This window comes from Arthrobacter sp. 01N442 (assembly GCF_056399345.1).
This window is the reverse complement of sequence record NZ_JBFTRD010000004.1, coordinates 486,507-499,090: the sequence shown is the minus strand read 5'-3', so window position 1 is coordinate 499,090 and position 12,584 is coordinate 486,507. Positions and strand designations below refer to the sequence as shown.

Here is a 12,584-nt window from a genome sequence, read left to right as displayed (position 1 = left end):
CTGATTTTCCCCACCTTTGCCGCGGCGAAACCCCTACAAGGGGGGCGGGTCGGCGCAACACGCCGGCCGACGGCGTCGAAGCTGGGGAAATGGGAGCCCGGCGACGCACCCGTGAGACTAAAAAGCGGCCGGATGACCGTCCGTCGGGAGGTCCACGGTGAAGGTGCTTCCGCAGCCAGGGAGGGTGCTGCAGCTAATGGAGCCGCCGTGGCCCTCCACGATCGCCTTGGTGATGGACAAGCCCAGCCCGGCCCCTGGGATCGCGCCGTCGCGCACCGCCGGGCTCCGGAAGAAGCGGGTGAAGACCCGTTCGGCGTCCGCGGCGGTCATGCCGATGCCGCTGTCCTCCACCTGCAGCAGAACCCGGCCGTCGTCCTCCCTGGCCGTGACAGTGACGGCGCCGCCCTCCGGTGAATACTTGATGGCGTTGGAGACGAGGTTGTCCAGGGCCTGGCCGATCCGCAGCGGGTCCACATTCGCCCACAGCGGCGCCGGCACGTCCATCGCCAGCGAAACGCGCGAGGACTGCGCATGCGCCTGCGCCGAGCCGAGGCTTGCCTCCACCAGCCCGGCCAGGTCGGTTTTCCGCGGGTGGACCTGCACCGCGGAGCTGGCGGACATCAGGAGATCCGAGACGAGCGCCAGCAGCCGCTCGGCATTGCGCTGCGCCACTTCAATCCGGCGCAGCACCGGCAGCGGCAGGTCATCGCCCAACACCAGGTCCAGATTGCCGATGATCGACGTCAGGGGTGTCCGGAACTCGTGCGAAACCGTCGCGACCACGTCCTCCTTGGCGGCGAGGGCATTGACCAGCCCGGTGACCTCGTTGTACACCACGACGGCGCCGCCGAAACCGCCGTCGTCGTCTTTCAGCGGCCTCGCCCCGGTGGACACGACCCGGCTGCCGGGCGCTTCCCCGAAGTAGACCAAGTGGTCCGTGAAGGATTCGCCCTGCTGGGCCCGGCGCAGCGGGCGCCGGCCGGGCGGGAGCGGTGTGGCCTGGTCCCGTCCGGTCAGCAGCAGTTGCTCTTCCCAGCCTGGATCACCTGGCCCGGCCGGCCCGGCGGTTGCCGCGGACGCCTCCAGCCGGGCCTGCCAGCTGTTGGTGAGCAGGCGCCGCCCGTCCGCACCAATCGCGACGATGCCGACGTCGACCGTGTCCAGGATGGTGTTGAGCAGCCGCTCGCGCTCCCGGCTCTCCGCGAGGAGGGCCTGCAACTCCGCCTCCTTGGCTTCAACCCTGCGCTGCTGGCGCCGCAGTTGCGCCCTGACGAACTGCATGGCCAGCGCGACCGCCAGGGTCATCAGTGCCAGCAACACCACTGTGGCGCTGCGGCCGGGGCTGTCTTCGGGGCCGGCGGCGAAACACCACGGCAGGCCTGCCAGCAGCGGTCCAAAGAAGCTGACCGACACGATAGCGGCGGGGGAGAGCTGCGAGGCGGCTATCCAGACGACGGGAAGCACGGACAGCACGCCGAGGCCGGGCACTACTTCCGCGGCGGCGACCCGGCTGAGGCCGATCGCGGCGAGGTCAAGAACCGGAATGACCAGGGAAGCCGGCGGTCCGAACCGCTGCCACGGGACGAGGAGGCAGGCCAGGAGGAGTGCGGCATGGAGCGTGAGGGCCGCCTGGCCCCAACCGCTGGTCAAATGCAGGTCCCACGCGGCCGGTGTGGACGCCAGGCCGGCGCTGAACAGCAACACAAGCGGGAGCTGGCTGAGCAGCACCCGGGCACGCGGATGCAGGGTTGCTAGGTGGCGGTCCACCCCCGCGCCACGAAACAGCCGCTGTTCATCCAATGCCAAGCGCCCCTTCCTCGCATCTGGAGTTTACATTGCTGTCACACCTGCTTGACATCAAACATATTATTGTTGTCCGTGTTACTGCGCCGGAGGCCGAAATTGAGGCCTCCTGTGGGTATTGTGGCAGGACATGCGTAGCCCGTGTCCCTTGGGTACGGGCTGGGCATCGGGGCATGGGGCCCCGGTTTCGTAGCGGCGGCGGGGGCTTGTCCACCGCCAGCCGACGGAGCAGCATCGGATGTGAGGGTGGCATGACTGACCTTGGGGTGGCCGTCGTTGTTGAAGACGACGCGGATGTGCGCAACCTCGTGGAGGCGGTGCTCCGGCAGGCCGGTTTCGAGGTGCACTCGGCGGCCGAGGGCCGTGCGGGGGTCGACGTCGTCCGGCAGCGGGAAGCCAGTGTGGTCACGCTGGACGTGGGCCTCCCCGATATTGACGGCTATGAGGTGCTGCGCCGGATCCGGCAGTTCAGCGATGCCTACATCGTCATGCTGACCGCGCGGACGGACGAACTGGACACGCTCACGGCGCTGCACACCGGCGCCGACGACTTCCTGACCAAGCCGTTCCGGCCCCGTGAGCTGCGGGCCCGGGTGGCTGCCATGATGCGCCGGCCGCGGAGTGAGGGCCAGGGCGCATCGACGGCGGCGCCGGGACGACCGGGCGCCGACGTTGCCGTTCCGGACAACGTGCTGCGGCACAACGGGTTGGCCCTGAACCCCGAGATGCGCTCGGTGACGGTCGACGACGAGCCGCTCGCTTTGACCCGCAGTGAGTTCGACCTCCTGCACGCGCTGCTTCGCGGCGCCGGGGCAGTGAAGTCCAAGACCGAGTTGGTCCGTGTGGTGCGGGGAGAGTATTACCGGGCCGACGCCTACATCAGCGAATCCGACGAACGGGCCGTCGAGGTCCATATCGGAAACCTGCGCCGGAAGCTCCGGGAGGATTCGGTGCAGCCGCGCTGGCTCCAGACGGTGCGCGGCGTGGGCTACCGCCTGGCACCTGTTCGTTCTTAGCGCTCCCAGAGAATGTAGCTGAACTGCAGCTCATCGACGGTTTCGCTGCCCCGCGCGGCAACCTCGCCCAGCCGGGAGGCGGCCAGTCCGAGGTTCCCGTCCCGGATTGCTTCCTCGAGTTCGCCGGCGAGTTCGGCCAGGCGCAGCCCGCCGACCATCGACGAGGACGTTTTGACGCTCAGCACCGCGTCAAGGGCCGAGGCCTGGTCACGGCGCTCCAAGGCCCCGGCCAGCGACTCATAGCGCTGGGCCCACATCTCGGCGTAGTCCCGTGCGAAGCCCTTGGCGACGGCGGCGCTGTCCAGCTGCTCGCCCAGGGTCTGGAGCGCAGCGGGGTCCACCAGCGGGGCCGTTTCGGGCAGCGGCGCCGTCAGTCCGGCCCCGCCCGCGGGGGCATCGGCGGCGAGCAGGGATCCCGCGATTCCGTCGTCAGGGCCGGGAGCTAAAAGAGACATGGCACTACGGTACTAGCTGTCCGGACCGGCGCCGGAGGGGGCGGGGTTTCCTGCGGAAACCTTGCGGCTATCCTTGTCCCGCCCTTTGCGGCAAACTTGCGGGCACTTTCGCCGGTTGTTTCTGGGGCACCCTGGCGGGCCGTCTGCCGCGAACATGCCGGCCGGTCAGTGGCCGCTGAAGGTCTCGATGGCGTTAATCACGGCAGGTCCCAGGATGGCGATAAAGAGCACCGGGAAGATGAAGAACAGCAGGGGAAACAGGATGGTGACCGGCAGCTTCATGGCCTTCTCCTCGGCCCGCTGGCGGCGCTTGACGCGCATTACCTTGGCCTGGATCCGGAGCACGCGGCTGATGGCAATGCCGTAGGTGTCCGCCTGCACCACGGCCTGGACGAAGCTGCGCAGCTCCGGGATGTTGGTCCGCTCCGCCAGCGCCTGGTACGACTCCCGTCGGCTGCGCCCCACCTGCATGTCCTGCAGGGTGCGGACCAGTTCCTCGGCGAGCGGGCCCTTGCCGTTTTCACCGGCCCGCGCCATGGCGCCCTCAAACCCCAGGCCGGCCTCGACCGAAATCAGCATCTGGTCCAGCGTGTTGGCCAGTTCCAGCTGCATGATTTTCTGGCGTTCCTGGCCCTTGCTGTAGAGCAGCAGGTCCGGGATGAAGTAGCCCAGGAGCATCACGAACAAGCCCACCAGCTTCAAGAGCGGCGCCGGAGTGCTGGCGAGCCAGAGACCCAGGAGCGCACCCAGCAGCCCCAGCAGGGGTTTGGCTGCCAGGACCCGGCCCAGCGGCAGCGAAGCGGGGCGTCCGGCAAGGGACAAGAGCCGGTCGAGTTTCCGGACGTACGCCGGAGGCGTCAGGCGGTGGCCGATCCGCTCCAGCAGGGCGCTCTCCCTGGGACCGGCGGATTCGGCGGGTCCGGTGCCCAGCGACAGCATTTCGCGGATGGCACGTTGGGACTTCCGGTCCACGGAGAGGACCGACCAGGTCAGGTAGGCCGACGGGAAGCAAACCAGCAGCAGGGAACACAGGATCAGGGGACTCATCCGGGCCTCAGAACTTCAGGTCGATGATCTTGCGCATCCACAGGCCGCCGATCGTCATCAGGATCACGGAGGCCGCGATCATGCCCCAGCCCAGCGGATTCGTGAACATGACGTTCATATAGCCGGGATTGACCAGCATCAGCATGATCACGATGCCGACCGGCATGGCCATCAGGATGTAGGCGGAGAACTTCCCCTCCGCCGCGAGGGACTTGATGTGGCCCTTGATCTCGCTGCGCTCGCGGATGGTCTCGTTCACCTGGTCAAGCACCTCGGCGAGGTTGCCGCCCACCTCGCGGTTGATCTGGATGGCCTGGGCGATCCAGACGAAGTCTTCATTGCGCATCCGTTCCGCGGTGTCACTGAGCGAGGCCAGCAGGTCGCGGCCCAGGGACGTTTCGGTGATGACACGGCGCATTTCCTCCGCGGTGGGGCTCTGCGATTCGCTGCCGGCGGCGTCGATGGCCCGCAGGATGCTGTGCCCGGCGCGCAGGCCGCCGGACAGCAACTGCAGGGTGTCGCCGAGCTGGTCATCGTACTTTGCGCGACGCTTGCCGGCGAGGACCTTCAGGGCGAGGTGCCCCGCCACCGGGGCGAGCAGGACCAGCAGGAGGGCCAGCAGCGGGCCGGCGACCACGAAGCCGGCCAGCGCCCCGACAAAGGCGCCGACAGCCAGCAGGACGTAAAAGTCGCCCTGGCCCATGCGCAGACCCGCCTGTTCCAGGGCATCCCGGTTGAAGAGCCTGATCTTCCGCTGCGCCAGGAAGCCTTCCGCCAGGTTGACCGCGGAGCCGGCGAACCGGCTGAGCGAGGAGTCCGGTGAAGCCTGGACCGGCCGACGTCGGTCCAGCGGAACCCGGGCGGTCCCCGGCGAGAGGACGGTGATGGCCAGCAGCAGGAGGGCGGCGGCGAGGAAGGCGATGCCGAGAGTCAGCGTCATGGCCGGATCACGCCTTGCCGGCCGGCGCCAGCGGCGCCGCGAAGACGTTGGGGGAGACGTAGATGCCCATGTCCTCGAAACGGTCGATGAAGCGCGGCCGGATCCCGGTGGCCACTGGCTTGCCAAGGAACCGGCCGTGGGCGTCCACCCCGGCGGAGTAGTCAAAGACGAAGGCGTCCTGGAGGGTGACAATGTCCCCCTCCATGCCCTGCACCTCGGTGACATGCGTGATGCGGCGGGTGCCGTCCCGCAGACGGGAGATCTGCACGATCAAGTTCACCGCGGACGCGATCTGCTCGCGGATGGCGCGCAGGGGAAGGTCCATGCCAGCCATCAGCACCAAGGTCTCGAGGCGGGCGACGGCGTCGCGCGGGGAGTTTGAGTGGACGGTCGAGAGCGAGCCGTCGTGGCCGGTGTTCATGGCCTGCAGCATGTCGAGGGACTCGCCGCCGCGGACCTCACCCACCACGATCCGGTCCGGCCTCATGCGCAGGGAGTTGCGCAGCAGATCGCGGATGGTGACCTCGCCCTTGCCCTCGGTGTTGGGCGGCCGGCTCTCCAGCCGCACCACATGTTCCTGCTGGATTTGGAGTTCCACCGCGTCCTCGATGGTGACGATGCGCTCGTCGTGCGGCAGGAAGGAGGAGAGGACGTTCAGCAGCGTGGTCTTGCCGGTGCCGGTGCCGCCGGAGACGATGATGTTCAGCTTGGCCCGGACGCAGGCGTTCAGCAGCTCAGCCATCTCGGGCGTCAGGGTGCCGAAGTCGATCAGGTTGCGCACCGTGAGCGGGACCTTGCTGAACTTTCGGATGGTGAGCGAGGAGCCGCCGACTGCCAGCGGCGGGATGACCGCGTTGACGCGGGAGCCGTCCTCGAGCCGCGCGTCCACGAGCGGGGACGACTCATCGATCCGGCGTCCCACCTTGGAGACGATGCGTTCGATCACCTTGCGCAGGTGGTCCTCCGAACTGAAGCGCGAATCGGTAAGGGTGAGCTGGCCCTTGCGTTCCACGTAGATCTGGTCCATCCGGTTGACCATGATCTCGGTGACCGCGGGGTCATCCAGCAGCCGTTGGAGCGGCCCGTACCCCAGCACGTCGTCCGCGACGTCGCGGACCAGCCTGGTGCGCTCCTCGGTGGACAGCGGCACCTGTTCGGCGTCGATGATGCGGGTCAGTTCGTCGCGTGCGGTGGCGCGCAGTTCGTCTTCCGTGACCGCCGAGTCGTTGAAGCGCGTGCCCATCCGTTCGAACAGGGCGGTGGCCGCCCGCTCCTTGAGCGCGGCGAAGGCATCCACCGGGTGCTGGCCCTTGGTGCGGGCGGCGTCGTGGTGGTCCACGGACGACGGCGCGGCCGCCGCCGCGAGGCGCGACGGCTCGGGACGCGCCGGTTCCGCCGGGGAGGAGAGACGGAGCGGTCGGCCGGCGGTGGCCGCCGCCGTCGCTGGGGCCGCCGACGGCGTCGGTGCTGCGGGCTGCGGCTGGGCGCCGGCTTCGGCTGCGGAGAGGCGTTCGGAGAGCTTCACTAGACAACCACCCGTCGGTGCAGCTTCTTCTGGGCGGTGGCCCGCCAGGCCGGGTCGAAGCGCGTCACCAGCTGCCGGAGGCCTTTCACGGCCGGATCCTTGCGCCCGTCCTGCAGGACCGGGATCCCGCGGTTGGTGGAATAGGCCACCGCCTTGGAGCGCGGAATGCTCACGTCCACCGGGGCGCCGATAGTGGCTTCGACGTCCTGGACGCTGAGCCCGGACTTGGAGTCCGCCATATTCAGGACCACATGACGGGTTTCCGGAAGCAGGTCGAGCCGACGGAGGATTTCCAGTCCCGAGCGGAGGCCGCGGATGCTGGGCACGTCCATCGCACTGACCCAGACCACGTCGGTGCACTGTTCCATGGCGGCCAGGCCCACCTCGGGCAGGCCGGGGGCGGTGTCCACGACGACGTACTGGAACTGCTGCGCGAGCTGTTCGATCAGCCGGCTGACCTGCTGGGGCGTGATGTCATCCGCCTCTACGGGGGTGCGGGGTGCGCAGAGGGCGTAGATGCTGCTCGGGTGGACCGTGAGGAAGGCCTTGAGGACCAGCGAGTCCTGGCTTGCCGACGCGGAAACGGCGTCGGTGACGGTGTGCTCCGGATTCAGGTACAGGCCGGAGGCCACATCGCCGAACTGCAGATCCAGGTCCACGATCACCACGCTCATCGGCGCGACCTGTCCCAGCCCGATCGCGATGTTCGTGGCGATGGTGGTTTTGCCGACGCCGCCCTTGGGGGAGAAGACGCCGATCACCAGGCCTTTGGGGTTGTTGTCCGGCTGCTGCACGGCCGTGGCCCGGGTCCGGCTGGCATAGGACTGGCAGGCGCGTTCGAGCAGAACCCGGATCTGGGCAGGGTCCGAGGCGGGGCTAAGGATGTCCCGGATCCCGGCGCGCATCGCCAGCAGCACAAAATCCGGGTCGGGTTCGCCGACCAGGATCACGCTCAGCTCGGGCAGTTGCACGTCGAACACGGTGGCGAGCCGCAGCGCATCTTCAACCGGAACGTCGGGTCCGAGGATCAGCACCTCGGGACGCTCCTGGTTGAGGTTGGCAAAGAGCTCGCCGGGGTCCGCCGGGTTGACGTAGGCAAAAGTCTGGACGCCGCCCGGTAGCCCGCCAGCAACGGCCTGCCGGACCCGCGCGTCGAAGTCGGTGTTGGGGGTGATGAGGACGAAGCGGCTCACTTGTAGACCTCCGGTCGGGTGATGATTCCGGGGCGGCCGCTGTCCTTGGCGTCGAGCGGTTCCCGGCTCAGCCAGATGCTCGCCGCATCCGTGAAGTTGGAGGCGTAGACAATCTTCGTTGCGGCCACGTCGTCGACGGCGACGGTCACGATCATCGAGCCCACCGGGAGCGAGGTGTCCTCGGCCGGCGCGGCCGATCCGCTCGCCGAGGGCTGCGGAGTGGGCGTGGTTGCGGGGGCACGCTGGACCGCCGTTACAAGGGCCTTGTGCACGGACAGCTGCGTTGTCTGCTTCTCCGGCTTGGCCTCGATGCCGCCATCCTTCAGGTTGATGAAGATTCCGACGTGGTCGCCTGGAGCGATGCGGCCGCCGACCACCCGCTGGGGTTCAAGCTGGAAAGACACCTCCTGCAGCCCCTTGGGCACCTGCACCGATCCGCTGGTCTTCAGCTCTTCCGGTTGGACCAGCCGTTCTGCCACGAGCTGTTCGCCCGGTACCAGGTCGACGGCGGTGACTTTGCCGGTCTCGTTGTCGAGATTCTTCAGCGCAGTCTTGGAGACGGCCTTGCCGGGGAGTTCCTCGCTGGTGACGAACGCCGCGAGAGACGTCACCGGGGTGCCGGCGGGAACGGCCCGCTGCACCACCATGACGGAGACAGGATTCAGGTTCTGAACGGCGCGGGTGTCGGCGCCCTGGGCGTAGCTGACGACGAGGATGGCACCGACGATAGCCAGCACGACGGCGGCCAGTCCTGCCAATAAGCGTGACTTCACGGTTAGGGCACTCCAATGGTGAGACGGACAACGGAAGCACCGTAATCGGGAGTACTTCCGAGCTCGAAGGCTTGTGACAGGGACACGAATTTCACGAAGTATCCGCGGAGGGATTTGTTGGCCAGTCCGCTCGAATTCCAGGTGTCACTGGAAAAGCGGTAGCCGGTGACGTGAAAAGCCGCGAAGCCCTTGATGTAGTACTTGCCGCCGGATCCGGTGCCCGTGGCCACGGCATAGAGCGGGAGGAGGACGGTCTGGTCGTTCAAAGCGCTGATGTCCCCGGGCGAACAGATCGAGGGTCTGGAAGCGCCGGTGTCGCTGCTGAACCAGATTCCTGGATCGTTCGAGGCGCCGGCGCTGATCACAACGCTGCACGCAGAATCGGCGGCATTGGGGTCCATGATCCATCCAAAACCTCCTGGGATCCCTGCGCATCCGCCCGCGCTCATATTGAGGACCTGCACGTAAGACGGGTCGGGGGAGAATTTGCACTCGGCGATGGCCAAGGGGACGATGACGGTGCCTTTGGACGGCGTCCCCCACTGCACGTTCGAAGTAGCCGAGACCTCAGAGTTCGAAAAGCCCAGTGCGCGGGCAAATTGGTCCGGTACGGAGTTGAGGGCGCCCCCATTCGCCTTGGCGCTCGTGGTGACCGTGGCTTTGCGGTTCACCTTATCCAAGACGATGGTCTTGACATTGCTCTGTCCGTCCACGGCGTTCGCGTTGGCAAGCGTTCTGGCGAGAACCGCGGGCGAAGTTACGGTGTCGGAACAGTCCGCGTCGTTCAGATTCCTGGCGCATTTTTGGGCCAGCATGAGGGCCACCGCATCGGACCCGTTCTGTAGTTGGCCACGTTCGGAATAGAGTCGAGCAACGTCGATGGAGATGGCCGCGAACCCGAGTAGAACCACCATGAGCAGGGCGACAATGACAGCGATCCCGCCGTGTTCCGCATCGCGCGAAGCTGTTATCCGCCGCATTGCATGGTACCTACGCCCTTCATCGGAAATGGTCCGGCGATTCCGGTCATAGTGGACAAGTTGTAGTCGATTGTCACGGTGACCTGGACGTTCGCAGCGCAGGCCGTTGGCGCGGGCGTCGAGGCGGGCGTCGTCTGATATCTGAAAGTTATCTTGTCGCTCGCCAGAGCCGGTTTCAGCACGCTCGCGGCGCTGACCGCCGCGGCCTTGGCGGTCGTTGCGGCTGCTGGCGCCGCGTAGTTGATGGCCATCACTCGTGCGCCTTCACGGGCAGCGTTGGAGAGCGAAATTTGCACGTTGTAGGCGCGGCCGAACTCCATGATGCCAAGCAGGATCATGACCAGGACCGGGGCCAGCAGGGCGAACTCCACGGCGACGGCGCCCCGTTGATTTGTCTTGGACATGGGGGACCGCCTTCCTTGCTGACTGTTCGCTGGCGCCTGAACACAGTCAGGGCTGGGAAAGGCCGGAGCCTTCCCCAACCCTGACTGGTGGATTGCTGAGAGGTGCTACGGGGTGCAGGTAGCGTCCCCGGCTTTGGCGCCCGCCGCATAGGTGTGCCCTGCGCCGGCGATGTCGCACTGGACCTTGGTGAAGGTGTCGTGCAGGCTGCCGCCGAGCAGCGTCACGGCGACGATGATGACTACGGCGATGAGGGAGACCATGATGCCGTATTCGACGGCGGTGGCGCCGCGCTGGTCGCGGCGAAGGCGGGTTGCGATGTTGGAGAGGTAGGAACGCATTGGTGACTCCTGAGCGAGTTGGGCGGCTGGCCCTGCACCAGCACTGAGAGGAACTTAGCAACCGCCGACACGCCGTCAATCCGACTTTCGAACATCCTGTGCCAAGACTTCCCAAACTGCCCTTTTCCTGTACATTCCCTGCGCGGATACTGCGCTGGGGCGCCAAAAGCGCCCGGTAAAAGGGAGGAGGACAAGGGAGGACCCCCTTGGCTCTGGGTACCAAGGGGGTCCGGTCTTGGGGCGGTCCAAACGCGGCCGCGTGGTTATCTGTTGGCGAAGACCTCCATGATGCTCATCACCGTGGGGCCCAGCACCACGATGAACAACGTGGGGAGGATCGAGAAGATGAGCGGAAACAGCATCTTGACGGGCATCTTCATGGCGTGCTCCTCCGCGCGTTGGCGGCGCTTCACGCGCATGTCCTTCGCCTGGGCGTTCAGCACTTTCGCGATAGCGATGCCGTAAGCGTCGGCCTGCACCACTGCCCGGACAAAGGAGCGCAGGTCAGGTACGTCGACGCGCTGGGCCATGGCCACGTACGCGTCCTTGCGGGAGCGGCCCACCTGGATATCCTGCAGGGTCCTGATCAATTCCTCGGCGAGGGGACCCTTGCCGTTCTGGCCGGCACGCGCCATGGCGGTTTCGAAGCCGAGACCGGCCTGGACGGAGATGAGCATCTGGTCCAACGCGTCCGGCAGTTCCAACTTGATCGCTTCGCGCCGCTTCTGGGCGTGGTTCCGGAGCAGGATATCCGGGACAAAATAGGCCAAGGCGGTCATGGCCACCATGAGGAGGACATTGAGCGTCGTGGGGCTTCCGGCAACCATGACGATTCCCATGACTGCTCCCGGAAGAGCCAGCAGGGGCTTGACCATAAGCACACGCCCCAAGGGCCAGTCCTTCGGCCGGCCGGCGCCGGCGAGCTGCTTGTCCAGCCACGCCGTGTAGCCCTTGGGCGTGATCTTCCGGCTCAGCTCCGCCAGTTGGCCTCCGGCCGAGAGCAAAGATCCGGTCGCCTGCGGACCGCGACCGAGATTGGCCTGGATGTTTCGCACGGCCGCCCGGTCTCCGGTGAAGGCTAGCCAGGTCATGATCGAGAGCGGGGCGATGACCGCCAGGATGGCGGCGTAGGCAATAGTTTGCACGGTTCTCTCCCTTTCTCAGAACTTCGGCTTGATGAGTCGGCTGAGCCAGAAGCCGCCCACGGTCAGCAGGACCAGGGCCGCGAGGATCATCAGGAACCCGGGAAAAGTGGTCAGGAAGACCTTCGAGTACAGCGGGTTGAAAAGTGTCAGGCCAACAAACATCACCACCGGGAGCGCCATCAGGACTATGGCGGACATCCTGCCCTCCGCACTGAGCGCCCTGACCTGGCCCCTGATCTGGTTGCGGTCCCGGATAGTCTCGCCCACGTGGTCCAGGACCTGGGCGAGATCGCCGCCGACTTCCCGGTGGATCTCGATGGCCCGGGTAATCGAAGCGAAGTCCTCGTTGGCAGTGCGCCGGGCAACCTCTGCGAGCGAATCGCCAAGGTCCCGGCCAATGCGGGTCTCGTTCACCACCCTGCTGAGTTCCTCTTTCATCGGCGCCTCATTCTCCTCGGCGGCAGCGTCCACTGCCCGGAGCAGGCTGTGGCCGGCGCGGAGACCGCCGGCGAGCATCTGCAGCGCGTCCGGCACCTGCTCGTCGAACTTCTTGCGACGCCGCGAGACCAGAACGTTGAGGAACAACAGGAGACCGACAGGTGTCAGTAGCGTCAGCAGCACGGCCAGGACTGGGCCGCCGAGGAGGAAGCCCAGGACAGCGGCCACGAATGTGAGGGCGCACCCCATCAGTACGTAGTCGCCCGGCTGTTTCTTCAGCCCCGCACGCTCGAGCTTCTCCCGGCTGAGCAGTCCGGAGCCGCGGCTTCGGAGACCCCTGTTGAGAGTGTGCACGGCTTGGTCGGTCAGCTTGGTGAGGTTTGACGAGTGGGCGGCCGCCTCATCGGGCCGGCGCCGGGAAAGCGGCACCGCGTGGGGCTTGAGGAGGACGGCGACCGTCGTCGCCAGGGCTGCGTACGCCAGGACGAGGCCGGCGACAAAGACAAGGGGAGACAGATCCTGCACT

13 protein-coding genes are annotated in these 12,584 nt (G+C 66.8%); 1 reads left to right on the top strand and 12 read right to left on the bottom strand.

What is annotated here, in order from left to right:
* Positions 1 to 117: 117 nt before the first annotated feature.
* A complete protein-coding gene (locus AC1DNC_RS09690; protein WP_476862352.1) occupies positions 118 to 1,806 on the bottom strand; it encodes a sensor histidine kinase in 1,689 nt (562 codons plus the stop codon).
* 248 nt (positions 1,807 to 2,054) lie between these two features.
* On the opposite strand from AC1DNC_RS09690, the gene AC1DNC_RS09685 reads away from it, so the two are divergent.
* A complete protein-coding gene (locus AC1DNC_RS09685) occupies positions 2,055 to 2,819 on the top strand; it encodes a response regulator transcription factor (protein ID WP_476862351.1) in 765 nt (254 codons plus the stop codon).
* On the opposite strand, the gene AC1DNC_RS09680 is transcribed toward AC1DNC_RS09685, so the two are convergent.
* The 11 genes from AC1DNC_RS09680 to AC1DNC_RS09630 form a co-directional block, all read right to left on the bottom strand.
* Positions 2,816 to 3,274: an Hpt domain-containing protein gene (locus AC1DNC_RS09680; protein ID WP_476862350.1), complete on the bottom strand. Its 459-nt coding sequence runs from the start codon at positions 3,272 to 3,274 to the stop codon at positions 2,816 to 2,818. The genes AC1DNC_RS09685 and AC1DNC_RS09680 overlap by 4 nt on opposite strands.
* Before the next feature lie 165 nt (positions 3,275 to 3,439).
* Entirely contained in the window at positions 3,440 to 4,321 is an 882-nt protein-coding gene (locus tag AC1DNC_RS09675) for a type II secretion system F family protein (RefSeq protein WP_476862349.1), read from the bottom strand.
* A 7-nt stretch (positions 4,322 to 4,328) separates the two neighbouring features.
* Positions 4,329 to 5,261 carry a type II secretion system F family protein gene (locus tag AC1DNC_RS09670; protein ID WP_476862348.1) on the bottom strand — a complete coding sequence of 311 codons (933 nt, stop codon included), beginning with the start codon at positions 5,259 to 5,261 and terminating at the stop codon, positions 4,329 to 4,331.
* 7 nt (positions 5,262 to 5,268) lie between these two features.
* A complete protein-coding gene (locus tag AC1DNC_RS09665; protein WP_476862347.1) occupies positions 5,269 to 6,786 on the bottom strand; it encodes a CpaF family protein in 1,518 nt (505 codons plus the stop codon).
* Positions 6,786 to 7,979: a CpaE/TadZ family protein gene (locus AC1DNC_RS09660; RefSeq protein WP_476862346.1), complete on the bottom strand. Its 1,194-nt coding sequence runs from the start codon at positions 7,977 to 7,979 to the stop codon at positions 6,786 to 6,788. Before AC1DNC_RS09660 ends, AC1DNC_RS09665 begins: the two co-directional genes overlap by 1 nt.
* Complete coding sequence (gene cpaB, locus AC1DNC_RS09655; RefSeq protein WP_476862345.1) at positions 7,976 to 8,752, bottom strand: Flp pilus assembly protein CpaB; 777 nt, start codon at positions 8,750 to 8,752, stop codon at positions 7,976 to 7,978. The genes AC1DNC_RS09660 and cpaB overlap by 4 nt, the downstream gene beginning before the upstream one ends.
* A gap of 2 nt (positions 8,753 to 8,754) precedes the next feature.
* Positions 8,755 to 9,732, bottom strand: a complete 978-nt coding sequence (locus tag AC1DNC_RS09650) for a TadE/TadG family type IV pilus assembly protein (RefSeq protein ID WP_476862344.1) — start codon at positions 9,730 to 9,732, stop codon at positions 8,755 to 8,757.
* Positions 9,720 to 10,136 carry a TadE family protein gene (locus AC1DNC_RS09645; protein ID WP_476862343.1) on the bottom strand — a complete coding sequence of 139 codons (417 nt, stop codon included), beginning with the start codon at positions 10,134 to 10,136 and terminating at the stop codon, positions 9,720 to 9,722. The genes AC1DNC_RS09650 and AC1DNC_RS09645 overlap by 13 nt, the downstream gene beginning before the upstream one ends.
* A 105-nt stretch (positions 10,137 to 10,241) precedes the next feature.
* On the bottom strand, positions 10,242 to 10,475 hold the full coding sequence (locus tag AC1DNC_RS09640) for a Flp family type IVb pilin (RefSeq protein ID WP_476862342.1): 234 nt from the start codon (positions 10,473 to 10,475) through the stop codon (positions 10,242 to 10,244).
* 263 nt (positions 10,476 to 10,738) lie between these two features.
* The gene (locus AC1DNC_RS09635) at positions 10,739 to 11,620 is read right to left on the bottom strand and encodes a type II secretion system F family protein (protein WP_476862341.1); all 882 of its coding nucleotides are present in this window, start codon (positions 11,618 to 11,620) and stop codon (positions 10,739 to 10,741) included.
* 15 nt (positions 11,621 to 11,635) lie between these two features.
* Positions 11,636 to 12,583 carry a type II secretion system F family protein gene (locus tag AC1DNC_RS09630; RefSeq protein ID WP_476862340.1) on the bottom strand — a complete coding sequence of 316 codons (948 nt, stop codon included), beginning with the start codon at positions 12,581 to 12,583 and terminating at the stop codon, positions 11,636 to 11,638.
* Position 12,584: the final 1 nt, after the last annotated feature.